The organism is Achromobacter sp. 18P8.1.1, assembly GCF_057799415.1.
Genome location: NZ_JBYOKH010000002.1, coordinates 32,301 through 55,365 on the forward strand (window position 1 = coordinate 32,301; position 23,065 = coordinate 55,365).

Here is a 23,065-nt window from a genome sequence, read left to right on the forward strand (position 1 = left end):
CGTCGCGGCTTGAAGGCGACTGATGGTGCAACAGGCGATGCTTCCTGCGGCTTGCGTCTGAAATCAGCTCAGAATCAGACCGTTTCAGCTCATTTGGCTTCAAAATCAGCTCATTTTTGAGCTGATTCCTGATAAATTGAGCTGATTCAGCCTCTACACACGCGCCATGACCACCCGCGAACACATCCTCCAGCTACTCCGTGCCCAGCAACAGGATAATCTCCCCTGGCTGAGTTCCAGCGAATTGGCCTATCGAACCCGCGCCAGTTGGTCCACGGTAAAGCGCCAGCTTGACGCACTGCGCAAAGCCGGCCTGGTGCTGCGCGAAGGGCAAGGCCGGGCAACGCGCTACGGACTCGCGGGCGACGCGCCCGCCTGGACGCCGGCCCCGGACAGCGTCGCCACACGGGTGGCGGATCCGGCATCCGAAACGATCGGAATGATCTGGTCCGAACATGGGGTGGAACTGCTGGCCCATCTTCGGCAACCGCTAGCATCGCGCGCACCGGTGGGCTATCAGCGCAGCTTCGTGGACAACTACGTCCCGAACCAGAGCTCCCTGTTGCCTCCTGCTTTGGCCCAGACCTTGGCCGACGAAGGCCGCATGCAGGGCCAGCAGCCTGCCGGCACTTACGCGCGCCGCGTGCTGGAACCGCTGTTGCTGGATCTGTCTTGGTCGTCTTCGCGGTTGGAAGGCAATCGGTATTCGTTGCTGGCCACGCAAGAACTCTTCAAGCGCGGCGCGGCGGGCACTGATCTGGACGCGGTCATGCTGCTCAACCACAAGGCCGCCATCGAGTTCATGATCGACGCGGTGCCCATGCACGGCCTCACGTCCGCCGTCATCGGCAATCTCCACGCGATCCTGATGCAGCACCTGTTGCCCAATACCAGAAGCCTAGGTCGTATCCGCCGGACCGTGGTCAACATCGGCGGCACGACCTATCTGCCCATCCAGGCGCCCGCGCTGCTGCAGGAAATTTTCGATCACATCGTGGAGAAAGCGCGGCTGATCAAGAACCCCGTCGAAGCGGCATTCTTTCTCTGGGTGAACCTTGCCTATCTGCAGCCATTCGAGGATGGCAACAAGCGCACCAGCCGCCTGTCGGCCAACATTCCGCTGATGCTCTACAACTGCGCGCCGCTATCATTCCTGGACGTGGAGGCTCAAGACTATGCCTACGCCATGATGGGCGTCTACGAACGCGGCGATGTGACGCTGGCGGTGGATCTGTTCACGTGGTCCTATCGGCGCTCGATCCGAAAGTACGCCATTCAGCTCGACGCGGCGGGTGTGCCGGATCCCATTCGCCTGCGCTTCCGGGAAAAACTGAACGAAGCGATCAGTCGGGTGGTGCGCGCACGGCAGACGGCCGATGCGGCGGTAGCGGCGCTGGCCCTATCGAAGGACGATGCGCACGTGTTGCGTCCGATGTTGGCGGAGGAACTGCTCTTGCTGGATCTGTACAACTGCGCACGATACCGGTTGCCGATGGAACAGGTGCAGGAGTGGATCGAGGCGGGACGCCCGCGGTAGGGATCTGGGGGTCTTGGAGTCAGACCACAGTTTCGGCACTTATGTGCTGAGACATGGTGGTCTGACATTTTTTCGCGGCGGGTTCCATCGTCACCAGGAACGTACCTGCGAACACACTGATCTCTAGAAATTCAGCCAAACTGATCCGGTCGAACGCTGAATAACGCAGGTAGGATTGGGAGCGTATTGCCCGGCGCAGGCGATGACGCTCACGCTACCGCCCCAACGAAAGGCATCAAACTGCAATGTCGGCAGTCATGCCCATACCGCTATCGTTCGTTTGTCTTTGCCTGGACCACGAATCGTGAATGAAGCTGCTGACGCAGCCTTTTGAGGAAATAATGAATTTTTGGGTCCCTGTCGTCTTCGGTACGTTCAAGCTTCTCGTGTTGGGCACGGGCATGTTTCTCGCCATCAAGTCTCACTACGATGGAGAAAAAAAGGAGAAGAAGGAGAAGGAGGAGATGAAAGCCCGGTAGGGAAGACCTCGTGGAGACCTGCCCCGCATGAAAGGTGTCAGACTACAATTTCGGCGGGGATAGGCTGAGAAATTGTAGTCTGGCTCTTTTTTCTTCCCGTCAGGTCTTAGTTCCTGTCTACCGCCCGGATCACGTTCGGCTCGGCCTCGGACGCCGGCTTGTAGTACAGCGTGGGCGCCCGATACCTAAGGTCGCGCAGCGCGCGCATCCAGTTTGGGCAAGTTGAACAATACCCCGGCAGGGAAAGGCTAGGGCATGATATCGCGTCGGCCCCACCCCCCGCGCAAGCATCAGAACCGTCCGCGCAACGTCAGCATCATGTTGCGCGGCGCGCCGTAGTTGTTGCGGTTCTCGACATAGCCCGGATACTCGTAATACACCTTGTCGAACAGATTGTTCACGTTCAACGCCGCCGTCCAGTTCGACGTCACGTCATACGCGACCCGCGCGTTCCACACGCTGTACGACGGCCGGCGCACCTTCGAGATACTGTTGGTCAGCGCGCTCTGCCAATTTACGCCCGCCCCCACGCTCAGGCGGTTCAACTGGCCGGGCAAGCGGTATTCGCTCCACAGACGCAACAGGTGCCGCGGCGTTTCCTCGCTGAAGGTCTGGCCTTCGCGGTCCGGGTCGCTCAGGTACTTGTTGCTGTTGAAGGTATAGCCCGCCGCCACTTGCAGGCCCCGCATCAGCTCGCCACTCATCTCCGTTTCGAAGCCCTGGCTTCGAACCTTGCCCGCGGCACGCGAGCAGTAGCCGCCGTTGCACACCGGCCCCGCCTCGTAGTCCTGCACCGCGCGGTTCTTCTGGTCGATGCGGTACAGGGCGAACGACGTGTTCAGTTTGCCGTCCATCAGCTCGCCCTTCACGCCCACTTCGTAGTTCGCGCCGACGATGGGCTTCAAGATGCTGCCGTCCAGCGTGGTGGCCGTTTGCGGCTCGAAGATATCCGCGTAGCTGGCGTAGGCCGACCACCGCGGCGTCAGCGCGTAAACCAGCCCCACCATGGGCGTGAACTCCGCGCTGGCCTTGGCGGTACTGACATCGTCCCACGTCGCGGCCTGCGTGGTGTAGCGGCTTTCAAACCAACTGAAACGCCCGCCCGACACCAGCGTCAGGTCTTCCGTCAGGCTGCTGCGCAACTGCGCATAAATGCCTTTCTGCACATGGGGTTCGTAGCGCGACGTGCGCTGAGAATCCGGAAAGCTGTCCGGCTTGGGCACATGCGGATTGGGATGGAACACATCCAGCGGCAGATAGTTGGACGCGTACTCGATGCGATCCGTCGACGTCAGCCGGGACATACTCACGCCCACCGTCAGGTCCTGCGCCATGCCCAGCACCGTGAAGCGCCCGTTCAAATTCGCATCAAAACCGATGTGCTCCGCCGACTTGTCGTAATTCCAGGCATTGCGCATCGGCCCCATCAAGGTCACCGGGTCCACCGCGCCCGTCGCGTCCAGCGCCGAAGTCAGGCTCGTCTCCTTCACGTAGGTGGCCGCCACGTTCACGCGCCAATCGCTGTTGAAACGATGCGTCAGGTCTGCAAACACCTGCGTCTCGTCCCGGTCCCATTGATTCCAGTCCGCGCCCAGAAAGGTCGACCGCTTCAGCCCCAGCGAACTGCCATCGCTATAACGCGGCAGCCCGCCGAAGAACGGCGTGGACCGCAGGCGCGACACCAGCACGCCCGCGCCCACCGTCGTGCTGGGCGACAGGTCGTAATCCAGCGCGAAGTACAGATTGGTGTTGCGCTCCTTCACCACGTCGATGAACGAGCCCTTGGAATCCAGATCCAGCACCGCCCGCGCCCGCAGGCTGCCGTCCGCGTTCAAGGCCCCGCCCGCATCCAGCATGCCGCCCACGTGGTCCCACGAGCCCGCGCGCGCCTCCATCAACACCTGCGTCTCGGCGGTAGGGCGCTTGCGCACCAGGTTCACCGAGCCGCCCGGCTGCCCCGCGCCTTCGAACAGGCCCTGCGCGCCGCGGAACACCTCCACCCGGTCCAGATACGCCGTGCTACCGGTGAAGCTATTGCCCACCGCATAGAAACTGCGCGACAGCGGCACGCCGTCGTACTGGATATTCGTGATCTTGAACCCGCGCGAATAGAAATTGCGCCCGCCGTCGGCCACCTCGCTGATCGTCACGCCCGTGGTGTTCTCCAAGACCTCGCTGATGGTCGACAGGTTCTGGTCATCCAACCGCTTGCGCGTCACCACCGTGACCGACTGCGGAATGTCCTTCAGCGCCTGCTCGGTCTTGCCGATGGTCGCCATGCTGGACCCGTAAGACTGCGTGCCCTCGGTCTGCGCATGATAGGCGCCCGTCACCAGCACCGGCGCCAGCGTGCTGGTGGCGGACGGCGGCTCGGCTTCCACACGGATACCGCCGTCCACATTCACCGCGCGATAGCCCGTGCCCGCCAACAGCGCGCGCAAGCCATCCGCCACGCCATACTGGCCATTCAGGCCCGCGCTGCGCGCCCCGCTCAACTGCAACGAGGAATACCCCACCGAAATCCCCGCCTGCCGCGCAAACGCGGCCAGCGCGTCATTCAACGGCCCCGGCGCAATCGCGTACACGCGGGCAGATTCGGACTGCGCCGCCGTGGCCGGCGCGGCCTGGGCGTAGGAGGGCGACGGCGCCGACAAGGCGGCCAAGGCCGCCGCCAACGGCAGCAGCACGGTAAAGAAGGGATGGGGGCAAGCGCGCAAGCAAGCCCGCGCGCCGGACGACGGCGTCGCGGCCCGGAGACGATGGGTCTTCACGAAAGGGATACTCCAATGAGGGTCGGTCGGTGCTGGGCAGTGCGCACTGCTACAACCGGTATGACGAACGAATTCGCCCATCCCCTCAGATTTTTTTGTTGCCGGGCCGCCCCAAAACAAAAAGCGCCCCCTCGGGGGGCAGCAAGCCGCAGGCGCAGCGTGGGGGCATTTTTTGTTTGTTCAGCCCCGTGCCCGTTCCGGCGCCCGTGCGCGTGCCCGAACCCGCGTCACCCGCCCGCCCCACCACAAGCGTCCCGCCTGCGGCTCCACCGGCAGAATCTGACGCAGCAGCGCCAGCACCTTGCGCGTATCGTCCAACTGGAACACCCCCGACACCGGTAACCGCGCCACCGCCGGATCGCACTCGATCGCCCCGTGATAACGCGACAGCTCCTGCAAGAAGGCCTCCAGCGGCATATCGCGCACCGACAAGGCCCCCTCAACCCAGGCCCCGCCATCCATCACGTGCCCCCCCACCGGCGCCAGCGCCCGCACGCCTTGCGGCGTCATCCGCGCAGACTCACCGGCGCGCAGCGTCGCGCCCGCCGCCTCACCCGCGCCATCGCGCGGCAGCAACGCCACCGCGCCTTCATCCACCGCCACCTCGCTGCCGTCGTCCCACTGCCGCACCCGATACCGCGTGCCCAGCGCCTGCGCCCGCCCGTCGCGCGTCTCCACGAACAGCGGCCGCGACAACGGGTCATGCCCGGAGATCACATACACCTCGCCCGCCAACAAACGAATGCGCCGTACCGGCCCGCCGTAATCAATATCGACCGCCGTCTCCGTATTCAGCACCAGCGTGCCGCCATCCGGCAGCGTGACGCGGCGCCGCTCGCCCCGCGACGTAGACACATCGGCCAGCGCCTGCCGAACCACCGGCACATCCCCCGCCCGCCACGCCACCCAACCGCCCCCCGCCAACGCACCCAGTGACATCAAGGCCTTGCGGCGCGACCGCCGCACCTGCGCCGCCTCCGTCTGCCGCAGAATCCGCGCCGCAGCCTCGGCCGGCATCTCCGCCGCTGGCCGCTGCAAACGCGCGCCCAGCGCCTGCAAACGCTCCCACACCAACGCATGCGCGGGCTGCGCCCGCAGCCAGGCATCGAACGCCTGCCACGCCGACGCGTCCGCCGTGTTGTATTGCAGCTTGATGCGCCAGCGGATGGCCTCGTCCAACACCGCCCGATCCGCCGCGCCCTCCGCGCCGTCCTCCGCGCCGTTCTCCGTACGGGCGCCTGGCTCCCCTGGCGACACGCCCGGCCGATCAAACCCCATAGACCAGCCGATAGCAGTGCTGCAACGCCTGCGCCAGATAACGCTCCACCGTCGCCACCGACTTTCCCACCTGCCGCGCAATCTGCGGGCACGTATGCCCCTCCATCTGCGCCAACAGAAACACCTCGCGCACCTCCGGCTTCAACCGGCCCAGCATCTGCGCCACCTGCTCCAGCGACTCCAGAATCAACAGCCGCGATTCTTCTGACGGCCAATGGCTCTGCGGATAAGTCTGCAACACCGCCAGATAACTGCGCTCGATCTCCAACCGCCGCCAATGGTCCACCAGCAAGCGGTTCGCGATGGTGCGCAGGTAGGCACGCGGCTCGCGCAGCGCGGTGTCAGAGGGAGAGGTGGAGTTTGCCGACAGCAGGCGCACAAACGTGTCCTGCGCCAGATCCGCCGCGCGATGCGCATCGCCCAGCTTCAGCCGCAGCCAGCCGTGCAGCCAGGAATGATGGTCGCGGTACAGCGTCGCGATGCCGGCGTCGGGACTGGCGCTAGGGGTAGCGGGCATGGAGATATGTTGGGAATGGGAATTGTTCCCATTATATCCAGACGAATACCGGCGCAAGCCCGGTGTTCGTCCCCATGCCCGTCGGCACGGGCGGGGCTTTGTCGTTGGGCGGCGCCTACTGCAACGAAGCCGGCGCGTCGTGGAACACGCCGCAAGGGTCCGCGTCCGCGCCGTAAGCCCGCGCCTGCTCCAGCATGGCGTCCGCCAAGGTCCCCAAGTGATCGCACAAGCCCTCCACCCCGCCCATCAACGCCGCCACTGTCCACGCATCCAACGGCTGCCCGCCGGTTGCGTCGGGCTCGGACGCGCTGTTACCCACCATGCGGGCCATGGCCGCGATGGCGTAGCGGGCTCGGTCGATTTGGTAGAGAGGGGAAAGGGGGACCAGGCCGTGCTCGGGATCGGCGTCGACGGACCAGGGGTTTTGGGTGAGGGGGTGGGATGGCATGGACTTCCTCCGACAATGTGGGAAATCCGACGATTTACCGGCTTCCAAACCGGGCTACCGTTGTGGTGGTATTGGGGGAGTATACGGAAGGAGGTCTGGGGCTATCCCCGGGGTGAATGACAAGTTTGCCATCGGACAATGCTGCTCATACCCTGACTAGATGTCTGCTTCCGGCCATCAACGGTCATCCGGATGCAATGAAATTTGGACATTCAGTCGAGCGTTGTTCCTCGCAGGTGGTCATTGACCAAAGGTAGCAGCCGGGCGTTGCTGGGCCTCATGCGGATTCGGCAGATCCAGCCACACGCGGCGCGTCTTTACTGTAACCTCGCGCGCAGCAATTTCACCTTTTTTCTGGAAGATCACGACCAACAGAGCAAGGGCAACTGTTCGACGACGCAGGGCACTAACTAGCCCCCAATGATGGCTTCAAGGCGTCGCTGGAGCGTTTGACCCAAGACCTGGCGACCCTCTGCATTGTTTAGGTATGAGACATAGCGAAGGTGGCGAAGATCAAACGGTATGTCGTTTGTGTTCTGGGTGATGAGAATTACCTCGCGGCCCAAAGTATGGGCTATGCCGATTTCATAGAAGACGTTCGGGTTGCGGTTTGTGCAATCGCAGATTACAACGCGCGAGCGGTCGATTAGCGAAACGATATCTTGAATGATCGCGGGATTTTCCCAGATATCGTCAGCGCGACGGCAACGAAGCCCGATGCTTTCTGCAGTCTGTCGAAGGGCTTCATATACGGGGGTGAAGGACGCGTCAAACGGCATCATAGCCGAAAGCAGCGTCGGTTCAATCCGTTCATGCTCCGTGATATTGAATACGGTGGGACGCTGCCGGCGTGACTGTGTATTTCGGATAAGAACCCTGTAAAGGTCAACCTCCTTTACCGCCCAATGACTCCGAGAGAACTCGAAGTCATGAGGCATGTCGAAATCTATCCTGTTCGCGAAAATTGCGCTATTCAGGAGGGGAGGGATATCCATATCGAAGGTGTATTCGATGGCAATTTCGCGTCCGGAAAGCCGAGCATGCGTAATTGTCCCGACCCGGGCCAGCTGATCGTTCGTTCCTTCTTGCATGAAAATGCACGGCAGGCGGATAAGGCGGTCGAGGGCGATCCGATCTCCGTTGCGAAACGATGCAGCGACGTCGTCGTTGGTGTATTCAAACAACCGGCTAATCGGAACTGTGTCTCTCCCTGCGCCCCAAGGGCTGAACTGTACCAATAGATTAAACAAACCGATCTCCTTGCCTCTGTCGATTTTTTAGCCGATGATTTTCTCAGATGTCACAAGTCAGAGACGCCGGAAATTACTTCCTCGCAATAGGTCGGAGCTGCTGACGGGCCGCAAGGCGCACCGCTAGTCAACATCCCGTCGCGCCTGCCACTGGGTATGCTCTCGTGAAAAGGCATTCTCAGCATCGCCTACATATTTCGAGAACTTGTCAGCCGTCGGTGGATTCGGCAAGGCTATCCGCAGTAGCCCGATTTCGTGTGCCGTAAGCGTGTATGAGGCAGCCAGTTCCTGATAGCGTTTCGTCTGTATCCAGGCCATGCCGGAAGCCGAGAACGCCACGAGAATGTCAGTCGGCCAATAGTTGACGGTTGGGTGAGCGATCTTTGCTGCAGCGAACCCCAGTGCCAGCAGGTTCATCAGGATCAAACCGCCAAACCATAGCGTAGATGAGCGTTGATTGAGTCTCGCTTTACGGCTGTACCAGCCTTGCTGATCTTCAACCCTTTCCGCCTCGTACAAGTCGATGCGCTGCAGAAGCGGCAGATTTCGAACGCGAATCATCTCTTGCGTAATTTGCGAGCCGGATGCCATTGTTACTGCGTGAGCCGAGATGTTGGTGTTCGTAGTGAAGATGTCGGTGAGCGAGTCCTTGAAGTGGTCGCGGTCAGAAGCCTCATCCCGGTTGAATGGCTCAGCGCGCATCATGTACCTCCAAGAGACTGTCTTCACCGATTCCGCTAAGGCACGCGTGCCATACCAAATGCGCTGCGGTCGCATGACGGCAAGGTACAAGATCAGCAATAGCGTTCCGACAAGCGGACCCATTTGGAGAAGCGCGAAATAACTTGTTTGGACGTTTGCCACAGACATTGCGGCGGCGATCACAAGTAGCGTCAGATTTCCACCCAACGCCAAGAGAAACTTCTTCTGCGCCTTCTTCGAGGCGTCGTCAGCCGCTTGATACAGCGGGGGAAAATCGTTCTCTTTCATAGACCAAGCGAGGTGTAGACGTGGGGCTTCAGATACAAGTCGATAAGGCCCTGCGTCTTGTAGTTGGCAAATCCATCGCAGAAGTCGTCCAGCGCAAACTGGATGGCCTTTGCCCTGAACGGCACATGAATTGTGCATGTGCCGCGTAGGATTGGAGGGCACAAATTTGTGTCCATTGTCTTCGAGCCATTCAGGTTCACGACCACAATTGGGATGCCCATCGCGATGCACGTCTCAATCTCCCATCGCACGAACCTGTACAGATATCTGGTGCTGTTTCCAACTATGACGATGGCCTGCTTGGTGTTTTGAAGGCGTTGCCTGAGGACGCTTTTGACGTACCCTTCGCTAGCTGTACCTTCCATCGGCCTCAGGTCGTGCGCATTATAGAAGCTGAATTCCATGTGCTCGTTCTTGTTCCAGCCGAGCATGAAACCGTACGCCCACATGTCCTTGTCACCGTCAAAAATGACGTATGTTTTATTCCGGTAACCCATAATCGCGTACCCATGGTTTCTTCCCAGGTAACGAGAAGCTATCAATATTGCCGGGGAATACTAGTTGTAAAATCTTCTAGTAGCATATTGTCTGGGCGATTGACCTTCACGGTCAATAGGAGCCTGCAGCACCGGGTTCAAACACTGACTTTCGGGGAAGGTATATCGATGAGTCCCGGAGTACTGACGGTGGGCAGCATCCGGATGCTCACCGGAGGACGCACACCAATCGCTGGGCCGCACTGGGGCCCCGAATACCAGCTGGCCCACATCTTTGGATGTTCGGCCAACATCTCAAGAAGGACCTAGAGGTGAGACAAGGCTTGAGGTCCGGATTGGGGCGACGGTGGATTTTGTGCACAAATGATGAACGCACCATTTATCAGCGCGACTTTCAAGAAGACACCGAATGCCCACGTTACGTATGCAAAAAAAGCGCACAACCCCGGCCCGGCCACCTGCCGGCTTCAAGGGGTTAGTCTTGACGTAGGACATCCAGGCGCAACCGGTGAGCATTTGCGTATGCAAACGTTGGTGCTATAAGCGACAATCGATCAGTAATACGTTAAAAGTCACAAGAAGCCTTGGAGCCTATGAATGAACTTTACTCACTACGATCTCGGTCAACTAAGTTCGGGACAGATCGTCGAAGTCACACTGTCGGGAAGCGCCGCAAATGTGAAATTGATGGACTCGTCCAACTTCAGCAACTTCAAGGCAGGGAGGCAACACCGCTACGTCGGAGGCTTAGTCAAGCAGTCTCCGTACCGTGTGCGAATTCCAAGTTCCGGGCGGTGGCACGTTACTGTTGATATGAATGGCCTTCGAGGAACGGTTCGCTCTGCCGCTCGGGTGTTGCCAGGCTCGTTACCTACGGCGAGATCGATTCCGTTGGCGAATGTGCCAAGTTTGGTGCAGCGAGATGACCCACCCGGGGTTGATTCCGTGAGGCGTGAACATGACGTTTTCATATCTCATGCTTCTGACGACAAGGACGCCGTCGTTAGGCCCTTGGCGGCGGCGCTGGTCGCGGAAGGCCTCAATGTTTGGTATGACGAATTTGAACTTCGCATCGGCGATAGTTTGCGAAGGAAGATTGATCAAGGTCTGGCCAATAGCCGAGTTGGCTTGGTAGTTCTTTCCCACTCCTTTATCGCAAAGGGCTGGACCAACTACGAACTTGATGGAATCGTTACTCGCTCGGTGTCGGGCGAGCAAGTCCTACTGCCCATCTGGCACAACATCTCAAAGCAGGAAGTCGTTTCGTATAGCCCGTCCCTAGCAGATAAGGTGGCACGGAGCACCGCGACGCACACGGTTGAAGAAATTGCGAAGGAAATCGCCGAATTAATTGCAAGCAAGCGGTGAGCACCCCGAACCCTTCCACTGGACTGACTGCTTAGGGTTGGAAGCGGATTACGAGGGCACTGGACCAGAGCTTTCAGCTGAAGAATCTTGGGATGGACGCATTCAAGGTAAAGGTGTCTGTGACGCCAGGCCGGGAGGGGTCATTCCCATTAACGCGCCCGAACCTGCGTCGCGACGCTTGGATCAGGTTCCCGGTCGCAATCAATTCCTTCTCAACCGCAGACCAATTTTTTCGCTTGAAAGGGGTCTGGAGTTCACATCCGTGACTATTTGATTAACTTCCACCACAAAACAGAAAACGAGCCGATCTTAATGTTACTTATGGGGCTTAGAGGAGGTTGGGTTGATCCAATACCGTGAAATCGTGGGGACGCAATAGTCGAGCACTGCGGCTCATGATATGAACATCGCCATTTACGCGCACGTATAACTGTTGGTCATGAGCTCGAACGGCATTGTGGTAGTCGTCGCCCTCAAGGTCGACTTTAACCAATCTATCGATATCGTCGACCTTGCATTGGATGGTTGCTGTGCCGAGATTTTCGCCCTGAGGCCTGCTGAGATTCTTGACGAAACCCGTAATTTTTCGGCTCTCAAGAACGTAGTCTTCCTTGTAATAGGCCGAGGCCTTGCTCAAAGTCTCTAGCTGATTTGCGTCAAATGCGAAGATCCGAGGCTCGGTCTCGAAGAGACGTCCTACTTGGAACTCAATCCTAATCTCGAAGCTGCGGTTCCTATGTATTCCACTCAGCCCCAAAAGCGCATCACACATGTTGGCGCTTGCTCCGCTGAGAATTGCATTGTCGAACGCGCGGAGATTCTGATTTCCTTCAAACTCCGAACTAGCTTTTTCAAGCGCATCGAGCCCCGCGACCAAACTCTGCGTGACAGCTTGTGCATGTGGTACGGACTCCGCAGTCTGGTTATCGGGCTCTGGATTTTCATTGATCGGCGCAATCACGTTGACTATATAGCTGCCAATCTCTGTCTGCCCAAGAAGCAGAGTATCAATGTACGATTTAGCGTCTGCGGCTACCTTACCGGTGAACTGCTTTCGCTTTGCATGAAGGGACTGCGCGGCGGAAAGAAGCAGTTCCTTTGCGTTTTCAATTAGGAGAACGCCGTCTTTGATCGGAATAGTGCCGTCACGAGTGTCTGGATGAATCACGCGCACGCTCACTACATTTGCGAAGAGGCGTCCTACGTCATCTTCCACCTGTTGGGTGAATCTGTTTTCAGCGGTCGCGATGGCGGCAATCGCTTCTTTGAGCCGTTGCTCGTGATCCTTCGCGGTGGGAAACGGAAGTACGACTTCGGCATCCATATCGTCGTGCCGATGCCAAATAGTAGCCACACTTTTTATCTTGCCGTCCTCGAACCAGTCCTTCAGCTCTAGGTACGACCGCAGTTGTTCGGCCGTGACGCGGACGACGCGGTTATCCACGCTGTTGTCCGAGATCACAATGATTCTCCTGCGCTCGCGCGCTCCATCATTTGCAGCAGGGTTTCATGGGTCAGACGCTGCGCTAGTGGTACAGGCACGGTAACGGTCTTTTCGTTCTCTCTTGCCTCTGCGTATCGCAGCGATGCCCAATAGCATACGTGGTGAAGCGCTATATGAGTCGGATTGTGAGCAATCCATTCTTCGACGTTGTCGGGCACCACCATGACTGCAAGGTAGCGCGGTGCCACGAAATCGTCGCCACGTAGGTCGTTGTAGTTCTTCACTGGCAGCGGAAATCTAATACTGTCGTCAACGATCAGATCCCGACTCGTGCATTTCAATTGCAACTGAATAATCGGGCTGCGCCGCCGTCCTGGGCCGAAATTTCCTCGGGCCTGAAAGGTCACGTCGATGCTGTCGTTATCCACTCGGAATTCGCCTCGGTTCACCCCTGCGCGCGCGGCAAGGGCGCAGATATACGCATAGTTGAATTCCTCCTTCTGCCGCTGCGGATCCATCGCATTGCCCGTTTATTCAGTAGAGCATCTGATGTTACACAAATGAAACATTCTTAACATCTGTATGTTCATACAGTACAACGAGGCGCATGTTTGGGTAAACCGCTTTTGGGTCTAGCCAAACACCTTTTGGAGCAACCGGATCGCCCAAAGCCACAGCCGTCACGAACACCTTGCGCCGCGTGCCGGTCGACATCTGTTCAAAACGTTTGTCCAGATGCGGCTCCAGCCCCAGGTCATAGGCCGCCTCCAGCGTGGCCTCATCGAGCGTCACGTTCTTTTCCGCCGCGACCTGTTCCAGCAGCCCGCGCCCCGTCTGCGTGGGAAACGCGAGGCAGTTGTTGGGCACGTAGGCCAGACGGGCCTTAGCTTGTTGGGCGCGTGGGTCAGGGAATGGCCGTCTATCCACACATCGCCGCTATCCGGCGTGATGACTCCGGCGATGAGGTTCAGCAGGGTGGATTTACCGGTGCAGCCTTCTTCGCATAGCGCCACGCACCCGGGCGTGAAACAGTGGGTCAGGCCCTGGAGGACGAGGTAGTCGTCGTAGCGTTTGCTGAGATTGTCGAGTCGGAGCACGGCGGGAAGCTTTCGCAGAAACAGGGAGTGGGCTAGAACCGGCGGCGCGCACTATGCAATAATTGATAACGATTCCCATTCATTGATAGCGTAGGCCGTGGACTCGACACGCGATAGCCGGTTTTCCACCATTTATAAGAACGACCATCCGTGGTTGGAACGGCGGCTGCGCAATGGGTTGCGCAACCGCGAGGACGCGGAGGATGTGGCGGGCGAGACGTTTACGCAGTTGCTGTGCCTCCCCGCGCTGGACCAATTGAACGAGCCGCGGGCAATGCTGATCACTATCGCCCGGCGCATTACGTGGCGGCTGTGGCGGCGGCGCGAGCTGGAGCAGGCGTGGCTGGAGGTGCTGCGCTTGCAGCCCGAGGCGCTGGAGCCGTCGGCCGAGGAGCGGGTGCAGGCGCTGCAATCCTTGCAGAGACTCGATACGGCGCTGGACGGGCTGTCTGCCAAGGCCCGGATGGCGTTTCTGTATAGCCAGCTCGATGGGATGACGCATGTGGAGATTGCGGCGCGGCTAAAGGTGTCGCCGACCATGGTGCGCAAGTACATCGTGCAGGCCTTGCGCCGTTGCTGCGAGGTGTTTGGGGTATGACGGCCATGGATGCGCGCACCCGCGAGGCGGCGATCGAGTGGCAGGTCTGTTTGTCCAGCGGGCAGGCCAGCGATGCGGACCGCGCGGCGTTTGACCGGTGGCTGGCGGAGAGCCCGAGCCATGGCGCGGCGTGGCAACGGTTGAACGCGGCGCTCAATGGCACGCTGCACGCGTTGCGGCCGGGGCTGCTGGCCGATGGCGATGCGCTGCGGCGTTCGCTGGTGGGGCCGCAGTTGGCGCAGCGCCGGCGGCTGGGGAAGCTGGCGCTGGCGGGCGGGGCGTTGCTGCTGGGCGCGGGCGTGGCGGACCGCTATGTGCCCTTGCAATCTCTGGCGGCGGACTATGTGACCCGCACCGGCGAGCGCCGGCGGGTGGCCTTGCCGGACGGCAACACCATGGAGCTGGATGCGCGCAGCGCGGCGTCGTGGGAGGGGCCGCACACGCTGTGGGTGTCGGCGGGCGCGGCGATTTTTGAGGTGGGGGGCAGCCAGGGGTTGCAAGTGCGCCTGCCACAAGGCGAGGTCAGGCTCGGCCAGGGGCGGGCCATGGTGCGCTGCGAGGCCGAGCGCAGCTTCTGCCTGGCCTTGAGCGGGGCCGCCGAGGTGATGACGCTGGCGGGCGCGCGCCAGACCCTGGCGCCGGGGCAAGGCGTTTGGTTCGATGCGCGGCAGGTGAATGCGGTGCAGAACGGCCAGGAGCACGCCGCCGCTTGGCAGAACGGCGAGCTGGAAGTCCACGATGAGCCGCTGCAAACCGTGGTGGAGGCGCTGGGCCGGTACCGGCCGGGCTGGCTGCGGATGTCGCCTCAGGCGGCGCGGTTGCGCGTGACGGGGCTGTTTCCGCTGGACGATGGCGACCGGGCGCTGGAGGCGCTCAGGAATACGCTGCCGATCCGGTTGCAGCGGTTGGGCCGTTGGTACGTGATGATCGATCTGGCCTGATTTTTTTACGCGCCGGGTGTTTTTTCAGCGGCGCCGATGCACATACATGGAACGCGTGCTCACGCATCCACGGAGTGTTCCATGCTTTCCCTCAGGTTTCCGGCTGCCTGCGTCATCGCAGCCGCCGCCAGCACCGCCCATGCCCAGGCGCTGCGTCAGTATGATTTGCCCGCGGGCCAGCTGGATGTCTCGCTGACCCGGATCGCGCGCATTGCGGGCGCAGTCATCTCGTTTCGGGCCGAGCTGGTGGCGGGTAAATCCGCGCCGGCCGTTTCGGGCCAATTGACCCTCGAGGAAGCCACCGCGCGCGCGCTGACCGGAAGCGGGCTGGAACTTCGGCGCACGGCGGACGGCAGCCTGACCGTGGCGCCGTCCAGCACGACCACGCTGGCGCCGGTGACGGTCGAGGCGACGACGCCGGGCGTGACCGAAGGCACTCATTCCTACACCACGCCGATCATGTCCACGGCCACCAAATTCGCGCTGTCTCCGCGCGAGACGCCGCAGTCGGTCAGCGTGGTGACGCGCCAGCAGATCGAGGACCGGGGGTTTCAGTCGCTGGACGATGTGGCGCGCGACACGACCGGCCTGACCACGCGCCAGATCGGCGGCGGCGAACGCACGCAGTTCTTCTCGCGCGGCTTTGAGATCAACGCGTTCCTGGCCGACGGCGTGCCGCTGGCCTACGACTACGACACCCAGGGCGTGGCCACACTGGCCATGTACGATCACATCGAAGTGCTGCGCGGCGCGGCCGGCATGATGACCGGCGCCGGCAATCCCTCGGGCACCATCAACCTGGTGCGCAAGCGCGCCACGGCAGTGCCGCAATTCTCGGTGACCACCAGCGCCGGCAGCTGGGACAACTACCGGGGCGAAGTCGACGGCTCGGGCCCGTTGAACGAGGCCGGCACCCTGCGCGCCCGTGGGGTCGTGGCCTATCAAGATTCGAACACCTTCAAGAAGGCCTACGAGCATCAGCGCCAGCTCTTCTACGGCACCATCGAAGCCGACATCACCGCAAACACGACGCTGAGCATCGGCGGTTATTACAACCGCGAAGACAACCCGGGTGCGGATTGGAATGGCCTGCCGACGCACCGGGACGGCAGCTTCTACGACTTCAATCGCTCGATCCGTTTGTCGCCGGACTGGGCCTATTGGAACAAGGAAAACACCAGCTTTTTCGCCGAACTCGATCACCGATTCGAGAACGGCTGGTCCGGCAAACTGACCGCCCGAACGCTGCGCGCCAAAATGAATATGCTGGGCAGCTACCTCTACCCCCTGGAAGACTCTACGTTCTTCGGGCAGGGCCTGGGCCAGTATGACTACGACAAGACCCAATACAGCGTCGACGGCTACCTGAGCGGCCCGTTCACGCTGCTGGGGCGTACGCACGAACTGGTGCTGGGCGGCAGCTTCCTGAAGAACAAAGACGACGACGGCCCTGGCGGCTGGCCCTTGGACTACAACATGACGGTCGACCCGGAACACTGGGACTCCAGCGCCGTGGAGAAGCCCGCGTTCGTCTACCCGTGGTCGCGCAAGGGATACCAGCGCCAGATGAGCGGCTACGCCACCACCCGCCTGAGCCTCGCCGACCCACTGACGCTGATGCTGGGCGCGCGGCTGGATTGGTACGAATACGACATGAACCTGAAGTCCGGCGACTACGTCAGCCCGCCCGCCGGATACAAGGTCAATCACGAACTGACCCCCTACGCGGGCCTGATCTACGACCTGGACCGCCAGCATTCCGTCTACACCAGCTGGACCAGCGTGTTCCAGCCGCAGGGCAGCCAGTCCGCCAGCGGCACGCCACTGGATCCGGTCATCGGCACCAATCTTGAGGCGGGGGTCAAGGGCGAGTATTTCGACGGCCGGCTCAACGCCAGCGCGGCGGTATTCCAGATCCGCCAGCGCAATCGTCCGGTAGCCCTGGCCACGTCCGCGTGCAGCCCGGGCGTGATCGAATGCTATGCGCCGTCCGGCAAGGTGGAAAGCCGGGGCTTTGAATTGGAAGTGGCGGGCGCGCTCACGCCAGCGTGGCAAGTGTCGGCCGGCTATACCTTCAACCGGTCCAAGTATCTGGAGGATTCGGGCGCAATCTCCGCAGGCGCCCCTTACGACACGCAGACGCCGCGCCATCTGTTCAAGCTCTCGACTATGTACACCTTGCCTGGCTCGCTGAATGCCTGGCGGGTGGGCGGGGCGGTCCGCGTGCAAAGCGCCATCAGTTTGCCAGCGTATAGCGTGCGCCAGCCCGGCTATAGCGTGTGGGATGCCGTGGTGGCGTATCGGGCCTCACAAAATCTGGATCTGCGCCTGAACGTCTATAACCTGTTCGACAAGTATTACTACCAGGCGATCGGCAGCACCCAGGACAACAATCACTTCGGCGCGCCGCGGGCGTTTCTGTTGACGGCGAAGTACACGTTTTAGGCCTTGTCCAGGGGCTCGGGATTGCGGCCCGTCGCCCAGAAAGCACAAAGGCCGCATATCCATGCGGCCTTTGTTGCCAACTACTGCCTGAAGACTCAGATCACGCCTTGCGCGCCTGCGCGATCAGCTTGTCCAGTTCGCTCAGCATCAGGTCGATTTCTTCAGCCGTCACGTTCAGCGCCGGCATGAAGCGCAGCAAATTCGGACGCGGCGCGTTCAGCAGCAGGCCTTGCGGTTCCAGCTTGCGGGCGGCTTCCACAATCGCCGGACCATCGTCGCGATCCATCACCAGCGCACGCAGCAGGCCCAAACCGCGCTCGCCCTTCATGCCGTACTTGGCCGACAGCGCCAAGAGGCCTTCCGACAGCTGCTTGGAACGCGCGTTGACGGCGTCCATGAAGCCCGGGGCGGCCAGCGCGTCGAACACCGCCACGCCGACGGCGGTGGTCAGCGGGTTGCCGTTGTACGTGCCGCCCTGGTCGCCGTGCGAGAACACGCAGACGTCCTGGCGCGCCAGCAGGGCGGCCAGCGGCACGCCGCCGCCGATGCCCTTGGCCAGCGTCATGATGTCGGGGATGACGTCGGAATGCTGGTAGGCGAACATCTTGCCGGTGCGGCCCATGCCGGTCTGCACTTCGTCGACAATCAGCAGCAGCTGGTTCTCGTCGGCCAACTTGCGCAGGCCTTGCATGAATTCCTTGGTGGCCGGGATCACGCCGCCTTCGCCTTGCACCGGTTCCAGCATGATGGCGACGGTCTGGTCGTCGATCAGCTTCTTCACCGATTCCAGGTCGTTCAGTTCGGCCTTGGGAAAGCCTTCCACTTGCGGGGCGAACATCTTGTCCCAGCCCGGCTTGCCGGACGCGGACATGGTAGCCAGCGTGCGGCCGTGGAAGCCGTGGTTCATCGTGATGATCTTGTAGGCGCCGTTCTTCTTGACCTGGCCCCACTTGCGCGCCAGCTTGATGGCGCCTTCGTTGGCTTCGCCGCCGCTATTGGCGAAGAAGACGCGGTCAAAGCAGGACGCGCCGGTCAGGCGCTGGGCCAGCTCGATCGAGGGGATGTTGTAGAACGCCGGCGACGGGTTCATCAGCTTTTGCGACTGTTCCACCAGCGCGCGCTGCATTTCCGGCGCGGAGTGGCCCAGCGTGTTCACCGCCCAGCCTTGCACGAAGTCCAGATATCGCTTGCCCGCGTGATCCTCCAGCCAGGATCCCTTGCCGCTCACGAACACGAGGTCCGGGCGGGAGGTGATCTCCATGAGGGTGTTGACGTTGAACTGGCTGAATTCCATGGCGGTTCCTGCGGGGTGAAAGGACAGGGGTGAAGGAGAAACTTCGGGGTGGGAAGCGCGAAAAGGCAAATGTAGCACCGACAGAGGGATGCTATCGTGACGCACCCCCGCCGATCCGCCCCGGGCCGCCTCAAAAGGGCCGACCGCTCGGGCGCTCTATTTTATGCAAGTGGCGCGCCCCCGCGCGCCGCCCGTCGTCGCTTTTTACTGACCAATCATGAAACGTATCCTTTCCAGTCTTGCCGCCGGCCTGGCGCTGGCGGCGGCCGGCGCCCCGGCGCATGCCGAATACCCCGAGCGCCCCATCCGCCTGATCGTGCCGTTCCCGCCCGGGCAGGCCACCGACATCTTCGCCCGCGCCCTGGCGGAAAAGCTGGGCGCCGCCGTCAAGCAGCCCATAGTGGTGGAGAACCGCGCGGGCGCCGGCAGCAACATCGGCATGGAGCAGGCCGCGCGCGCCACGCCCGACGGCTACACGCTGGTCATCGCGGGCAGTGCCGCCGCGGTCAACCAGACGCTGTACAAGACCATCAACTACAGCCTGACCAAGGATTTCGCGCCGGTGTCGGGCGTCTTCTCGGTGCCGTTGATGTTCCTGGCCACGCCGGCCTCGGGCATCACCTCGCTTAAGCAATTGGTGACGCAAGCGCGCGCCAATCCGGGTGAACTGGCCTACGCCAGCGCCGGCATCGGCGGCACGCAGCATCTGTCCGCGGAAATGTTCAAGGCCGCGGCCGATATCGACATCCGCCACATCCCGTACAAGGGCAGCGGCCCGGCCCAGGCCGATTTCCTGGGGCACCAGGTGCCCTTGATGGTGGACTCCGTCACCGCCGGCCTGCCGCACGTGCAAAGCAAGAAGGCCGTGGCGCTGGCTGTGACGACCGCCAAGCGCCTGCCGCAATTGCCGGACGTGCCCACCGTGGCCGAATCCGGTTACCCCGGCTTCGAGGCCATCGGCTGGGCCGCCGTGCTGGCCCCGCGCGACACGCCGCCGGCCATCACCGACTACCTCAGCAAGCAGATCGGCCATGCGCTGACCACGCCGGAAATGCAGAAATTCCTGCGTGACCGCGGTGCGGAACCCATGCCGTTGACGCCCGAGGCGACGGGCACGTTCATCGCCAGCGAAGTCGACAAGTGGGGCCGCGCCGTCAAGCAGTCCGGCGCCCAGGTGGATTAAGCCCGCCCCCCGCCTCGCGCGATCCGCACAAAGCCGTCCCCCGCAAAAGGGGACGGCTTTTTTCATGGCGATTGGGCGTTTTTTCTGGATGATCCATCCAGCCCCGGGTGGTTTATCGCGGGGACGCGCTTGCCTAAGCTCGAAGCTCCATCGATTCATGAAGGGGTTTTCCATGGCAGACCATTCCATCAAGGGCAAAGTCGTACTGATCGCCGGCGGCGCCAAGAACCTGGGCGGCCTGATCGCGCGTGATCTGGCGCAACAGGGCGCCCGCGCGGTGGCGATCCACTACAACAGCGCCGCGTCCAAAGCGGAAGCGGACGCGACCGTTGCCGCGATCGAAGCGGCAGGCGCCCGCGCCGTCGCGCTGCAGGCAGACCTGACCACCGCCGCCGCCGTCGAGAAGCTGTTCACTGACGCCGTCGCTGCCGTGGGCCGGCCCGACATCGCCATCAACACCGTCGGCAAAGTATTGAAGAAGCCCTTCACCGAGATCAGCGAAGCCGAGTACGACGAGATGACGGCGGTGAACTCCAAGACCGCCTTCTTCTTCCTGCGCGAAGCGGGCCGCCATGTGAACGACAACGGCAAGGTCTGCACGCTGGTGACGTCCTTGCTGGGCGCGTTCACGCCGTTCTACGCCGCCTACGCCGGCACCAAGGCGCCGGTCGAGCACTACACGCGCGCCGCGTCCAAGGAATTCGGCGCGCGCGGCATTTCGGTGACCGCCGTCGGCCCGGGCCCGATGGACACACCTTTCTTCTACCCGGCCGAAGGCGCCGACGCGGTGGCGTACCACAAGACCGCGGCCGCGCTGTCGCCCTTCAGCAAGACGGGCCTGACCGATATCGAAGACGTCGTGCCGTTCATCCGCCACCTGGTCAGCGACGGCTGGTGGATCACGGGCCAGACGATCCTGATCAACGGCGGCTATACGACGAAGTAATCTGTCACCTGCCGTTATCCACAGGGCGATCCGCCCGTGGACGGCAGGGGACGCCAGACGCATGGACCGATTCGACCAGTACCGCGTGTTCGCCCAGGTCGCCGACATGGGCAGCTTCATCAAGGCGGCCAACGCGCTGCAGGTGCCGCGCGCCTCGGTGTCGGCAGCCATCCAGCAATTGGAGACCCAGCTGGGCGTGCGCCTGCTGCATCGCACGACCCGGCAGGTGCGCCTGACGGCCGACGGCGAACAGTTGCTGCAGCGCGTGCGGCCGCTGCTGGCGGAAGTGGAAGACATCGACCAGTTGTTCCACGCCGGCCAGCGCCAGGTGTCGGGCCGGCTCAGCATCGATGCGCCCAGCCGCATTGCGCGGCGGCTGATCGCGCCGGCGCTGCCCAGCCTGCTGCGCCGCCATCCCCGGCTGGAACTCCTGCTCAGTTCCACCGACCGCGCGATCGACCTGGTGCAGGAAGGGGTGGACTGCGCGGTGCGCATCGGCATGCTGGAAGACAGCAGCCTGGTCGTGCGGCCGCTGGGCCATATCGCCCTGATCAACTGCGCCAGCCCCGATTACCTGCGCGAACAAGGCGAGCCGCACCGGCCCGACGACCTGGCGTCCGGACACTGGACCGTGGGCTATGCGTCGCCCAAGACGGGCCGGGAACTGCCCTGGGAATACCTTGCGGAAGACGGGGCCGCACAAGTCGCCCAGGTGCCGGCCCGGGTGATCGTGAACAATGCCGAAAGCTACATCGCCTGCTGCCTGGCGGGGCTGGGGCTCATCCAGATTCCGCGCTTCGACGTCCAGCACCTGCTGGATGCCGGCAAGCTGGTCGAGGTCATGCCGGCCTTCCGCGCGGCCGCCATGCCGGTATCGCTGCTGTATCCGCACCGGCGCCAGCGCTCGCGCCGCCTGGGCGTTTTCCACGACTGGTTCGCGGCCTTGATGCAACCCCATCTGGACGGCTGAAGGGCAAGCGAAGGGCAACCCGGCACGCGGTCCAATCCGGTGCCCGGCATGCCCGTACTCGGGGCATCCTCCGCACCAAAGCAGGGCGGTCGATGCGTCCCCGTCGAGCGCCGTGTAGCGGCCGCGAAATGGCACGGAACTTGCTTTTCCTGGTTTGTATACCGAATTGGTGTGCAACGCATCCGACCCGCTCCGGGTGGTGCGCGCCCTGGAGAGTTCCTCATGAACCGTAGAACCCTGTTGTTGTCCCTTTGCACCGCCGCCAGCCTGCTGGCCGCGCCGCTGACGCACGCCGACACGCTGGACGATATCGTCCGCGCAGGCACCATCAAGATCGCCGTGCCGCAGGATTTCCCGCCCTTCGGTTCGGTGGGCGCCGACATGAAGCCCCTGGGCTATGACATCGACACCGCGCAGCTCATCGCCAAGCAGTTGGGCGTGAAGCTGGAACTGGTGCCGGTCACCAGCGCCAACCGCGTGCCGTATCTGCAGACGCGCAAGGTGGACCTGGTGATCTCCAGCCTGGGCAAGAACGCGGAACGCGAAAAGGCCATCGATTTCTCGGACGCCTACGCGCCGTTCTTCAACGGCGTGTTCGGCCCGGCCGACCTGAAGGTGGCGTCGGCGGCGGACCTGGCGGGCAAGACGATTGGCGTGACGCGCGGTGCGGTGGAAGACATCGAGCTGTCGAAGATCGCCCCCGAATCCGCCACGCTCAAGCGCTATGAAGACAACAACGGCACCATAACCGCCTTCCTGTCTGGCCAGGTGCCGATGATCGCCACGGGCAATGTGGTCGCCGCCGCCATCCTGGCGCGCAATCCGGCCAAGAAACCCGAGACCAAATTCCTGATCAAGAATTCGCCGTGCTACATCGGCCTGAACAAGGACGAGCCCAAGCTGCGCGCCAAGGTCAACGACATCCTGGCTGCCGCCAAGCGCGACGGTTCCCTGTCGGCGATTTCGCAGAAGTGGCTGGGCGCCGAACTGCCCAAGGATCTGTAAGCCCTGA

General features: G+C 62.0%; 20 protein-coding genes and 1 pseudogene. 10 read left to right on the plus strand and 11 right to left on the minus strand.

Features of this window, described 5'->3' with window-relative positions:
* Positions 1-166: 166 nt before the first annotated feature.
* Complete coding sequence (locus tag AC27VE_RS01945; RefSeq protein ID WP_488702923.1) at positions 167-1,537, plus strand: Fic family protein; 1,371 nt, start codon at positions 167-169, stop codon at positions 1,535-1,537.
* Positions 1,538-1,845: 308 nt separating this feature from the next.
* A complete protein-coding gene (locus tag AC27VE_RS01950) occupies positions 1,846-2,016 on the plus strand; it encodes a hypothetical protein (protein WP_488702924.1) in 171 nt (56 codons plus the stop codon).
* 290 nt (positions 2,017-2,306) lie between these two features.
* On the opposite strand, the gene AC27VE_RS01955 is transcribed toward AC27VE_RS01950, so the two are convergent.
* From AC27VE_RS01955 to AC27VE_RS01985, 7 genes are all read right to left on the minus strand, one after another.
* Positions 2,307-4,787: a TonB-dependent siderophore receptor gene (locus AC27VE_RS01955; RefSeq protein WP_488702925.1), complete on the minus strand. Its 2,481-nt coding sequence runs from the start codon at positions 4,785-4,787 to the stop codon at positions 2,307-2,309.
* 180 nt (positions 4,788-4,967) lie between these two features.
* The gene (locus tag AC27VE_RS01960) at positions 4,968-5,969 is read right to left on the minus strand and encodes a FecR domain-containing protein (protein ID WP_488702926.1); all 1,002 of its coding nucleotides are present in this window, start codon (positions 5,967-5,969) and stop codon (positions 4,968-4,970) included.
* A gap of 85 nt (positions 5,970-6,054) precedes the next feature.
* Positions 6,055-6,582 carry a sigma-70 family RNA polymerase sigma factor gene (locus AC27VE_RS01965; protein ID WP_125282855.1) on the minus strand — a complete coding sequence of 176 codons (528 nt, stop codon included), beginning with the start codon at positions 6,580-6,582 and terminating at the stop codon, positions 6,055-6,057.
* 115 nt (positions 6,583-6,697) lie between these two features.
* Positions 6,698-7,030 carry a hypothetical protein gene (locus tag AC27VE_RS01970; RefSeq protein ID WP_488702927.1) on the minus strand — a complete coding sequence of 111 codons (333 nt, stop codon included), beginning with the start codon at positions 7,028-7,030 and terminating at the stop codon, positions 6,698-6,700.
* Positions 7,031-7,440: 410 nt separating this feature from the next.
* Positions 7,441-8,280, minus strand: coding sequence for a hypothetical protein (locus AC27VE_RS01975; protein ID WP_421435374.1), 840 nt, complete (start codon positions 8,278-8,280; stop codon positions 7,441-7,443).
* 123 nt (positions 8,281-8,403) lie between these two features.
* Positions 8,404-9,270: a DUF4231 domain-containing protein gene (locus tag AC27VE_RS01980; protein ID WP_488702928.1), complete on the minus strand. Its 867-nt coding sequence runs from the start codon at positions 9,268-9,270 to the stop codon at positions 8,404-8,406.
* A complete protein-coding gene (locus AC27VE_RS01985; RefSeq protein ID WP_488702929.1) occupies positions 9,267-9,767 on the minus strand; it encodes a TIR domain-containing protein in 501 nt (166 codons plus the stop codon). The genes AC27VE_RS01980 and AC27VE_RS01985 overlap by 4 nt, the downstream gene beginning before the upstream one ends.
* Before the next feature lie 597 nt (positions 9,768-10,364).
* Between AC27VE_RS01985 and AC27VE_RS01990 the strand changes: the two genes are divergently transcribed.
* The gene (locus AC27VE_RS01990) at positions 10,365-11,135 is read left to right on the plus strand and encodes a DUF1883 domain-containing protein (RefSeq protein ID WP_488702930.1); all 771 of its coding nucleotides are present in this window, start codon (positions 10,365-10,367) and stop codon (positions 11,133-11,135) included.
* A gap of 328 nt (positions 11,136-11,463) precedes the next feature.
* Here the strand turns inward: AC27VE_RS01990 and AC27VE_RS01995 are convergent, their stop codons facing one another.
* The 3 genes and pseudogenes from AC27VE_RS01995 to AC27VE_RS02005 all read right to left on the minus strand — a co-directional run.
* Positions 11,464-12,597, minus strand: a complete 1,134-nt coding sequence (locus AC27VE_RS01995; RefSeq protein WP_488702931.1) for a hypothetical protein — start codon at positions 12,595-12,597, stop codon at positions 11,464-11,466.
* Complete coding sequence (locus tag AC27VE_RS02000; RefSeq protein ID WP_276242458.1) at positions 12,594-13,097, minus strand: DUF4365 domain-containing protein; 504 nt, start codon at positions 13,095-13,097, stop codon at positions 12,594-12,596. The genes AC27VE_RS01995 and AC27VE_RS02000 overlap by 4 nt, the downstream gene beginning before the upstream one ends.
* A gap of 139 nt (positions 13,098-13,236) precedes the next feature.
* Positions 13,237-13,676: pseudogene (locus AC27VE_RS02005) on the minus strand (ABC transporter ATP-binding protein); the annotation flags it as partial.
* A gap of 97 nt (positions 13,677-13,773) precedes the next feature.
* Here AC27VE_RS02005 and AC27VE_RS02010 point away from each other — a divergent pair.
* The 3 genes from AC27VE_RS02010 to AC27VE_RS02020 all read left to right on the plus strand — a co-directional run bounded on the left by AC27VE_RS02010 (position 13,774) and on the right by AC27VE_RS02020 (position 17,660).
* Complete coding sequence (locus AC27VE_RS02010) at positions 13,774-14,274, plus strand: sigma-70 family RNA polymerase sigma factor (protein ID WP_035214215.1); 501 nt, start codon at positions 13,774-13,776, stop codon at positions 14,272-14,274.
* Positions 14,271-15,215: a FecR family protein gene (locus tag AC27VE_RS02015; RefSeq protein ID WP_488702932.1), complete on the plus strand. Its 945-nt coding sequence runs from the start codon at positions 14,271-14,273 to the stop codon at positions 15,213-15,215. The genes AC27VE_RS02010 and AC27VE_RS02015 overlap by 4 nt, the downstream gene beginning before the upstream one ends.
* An 81-nt stretch (positions 15,216-15,296) precedes the next feature.
* Positions 15,297-17,660 carry a TonB-dependent siderophore receptor gene (locus AC27VE_RS02020; protein WP_488702933.1) on the plus strand — a complete coding sequence of 788 codons (2,364 nt, stop codon included), beginning with the start codon at positions 15,297-15,299 and terminating at the stop codon, positions 17,658-17,660.
* Positions 17,661-17,760: 100 nt separating this feature from the next.
* Here AC27VE_RS02020 and AC27VE_RS02025 read toward each other — a convergent pair whose 3' ends face one another.
* Positions 17,761-18,954 (minus strand): acetylornithine transaminase, encoded by a 1,194-nt coding sequence (locus AC27VE_RS02025; protein WP_006227790.1) that lies wholly within the window; start codon positions 18,952-18,954, stop codon positions 17,761-17,763.
* Positions 18,955-19,171: 217 nt separating this feature from the next.
* Here AC27VE_RS02025 and AC27VE_RS02030 point away from each other — a divergent pair, with 217 nt between their 5' ends.
* The 4 genes from AC27VE_RS02030 (at position 19,172) to AC27VE_RS02045 (ending at position 23,058) form a co-directional block, all read left to right on the plus strand.
* On the plus strand, positions 19,172-20,137 hold the full coding sequence (locus AC27VE_RS02030; protein ID WP_006227789.1) for a Bug family tripartite tricarboxylate transporter substrate binding protein: 966 nt from the start codon (positions 19,172-19,174) through the stop codon (positions 20,135-20,137).
* A 172-nt stretch (positions 20,138-20,309) separates the two neighbouring features.
* Positions 20,310-21,083, plus strand: a complete 774-nt coding sequence (locus AC27VE_RS02035) for an SDR family oxidoreductase (protein ID WP_280027139.1) — start codon at positions 20,310-20,312, stop codon at positions 21,081-21,083.
* 61 nt (positions 21,084-21,144) lie between these two features.
* Positions 21,145-22,053, plus strand: coding sequence for a LysR family transcriptional regulator (locus AC27VE_RS02040; protein ID WP_488702934.1), 909 nt, complete (start codon positions 21,145-21,147; stop codon positions 22,051-22,053).
* A 222-nt stretch (positions 22,054-22,275) separates the two neighbouring features.
* On the plus strand, positions 22,276-23,058 hold the full coding sequence (locus tag AC27VE_RS02045; RefSeq protein WP_006227786.1) for a transporter substrate-binding domain-containing protein: 783 nt from the start codon (positions 22,276-22,278) through the stop codon (positions 23,056-23,058).
* The last annotated feature ends 7 nt before the right edge of the window (positions 23,059-23,065 follow it).

Bases quoted from the DNA above. Each gene is read 5' to 3' on its own strand.
- AC27VE_RS01945 (WP_488702923.1), top strand. From the start codon at position 167: ATGACCACCCGCGAACACATCCTCCAGCTACTCCGTGCCCAGCAACAG.
- AC27VE_RS01950 (WP_488702924.1), top strand. From the start codon at position 1,846: ATGAAGCTGCTGACGCAGCCTTTTGAGGAAATAATGAATTTTTGGGTC.
- AC27VE_RS01965 (WP_125282855.1), bottom strand. From the start codon at position 6,582: ATGCCCGCTACCCCTAGCGCCAGTCCCGACGCCGGCATCGCGACGCTG.
- AC27VE_RS01970 (WP_488702927.1), bottom strand. From the start codon at position 7,030: ATGCCATCCCACCCCCTCACCCAAAACCCCTGGTCCGTCGACGCCGAT.
- AC27VE_RS01980 (WP_488702928.1), bottom strand. From the start codon at position 9,270: ATGAAAGAGAACGATTTTCCCCCGCTGTATCAAGCGGCTGACGACGCC.
- AC27VE_RS01985 (WP_488702929.1), bottom strand. From the start codon at position 9,767: ATGGGTTACCGGAATAAAACATACGTCATTTTTGACGGTGACAAGGAC.
- AC27VE_RS01990 (WP_488702930.1), top strand. From the start codon at position 10,365: ATGAACTTTACTCACTACGATCTCGGTCAACTAAGTTCGGGACAGATC.
- AC27VE_RS02000 (WP_276242458.1), bottom strand. From the start codon at position 13,097: ATGGATCCGCAGCGGCAGAAGGAGGAATTCAACTATGCGTATATCTGC.
- AC27VE_RS02015 (WP_488702932.1), top strand. From the start codon at position 14,271: ATGACGGCCATGGATGCGCGCACCCGCGAGGCGGCGATCGAGTGGCAG.
- AC27VE_RS02020 (WP_488702933.1), top strand. From the start codon at position 15,297: ATGCTTTCCCTCAGGTTTCCGGCTGCCTGCGTCATCGCAGCCGCCGCC.
- AC27VE_RS02025 (WP_006227790.1), bottom strand. From the start codon at position 18,954: ATGGAATTCAGCCAGTTCAACGTCAACACCCTCATGGAGATCACCTCC.
- AC27VE_RS02030 (WP_006227789.1), top strand. From the start codon at position 19,172: ATGAAACGTATCCTTTCCAGTCTTGCCGCCGGCCTGGCGCTGGCGGCG.
- AC27VE_RS02035 (WP_280027139.1), top strand. From the start codon at position 20,310: ATGGCAGACCATTCCATCAAGGGCAAAGTCGTACTGATCGCCGGCGGC.
- AC27VE_RS02040 (WP_488702934.1), top strand. From the start codon at position 21,145: ATGGACCGATTCGACCAGTACCGCGTGTTCGCCCAGGTCGCCGACATG.
- AC27VE_RS02045 (WP_006227786.1), top strand. From the start codon at position 22,276: ATGAACCGTAGAACCCTGTTGTTGTCCCTTTGCACCGCCGCCAGCCTG.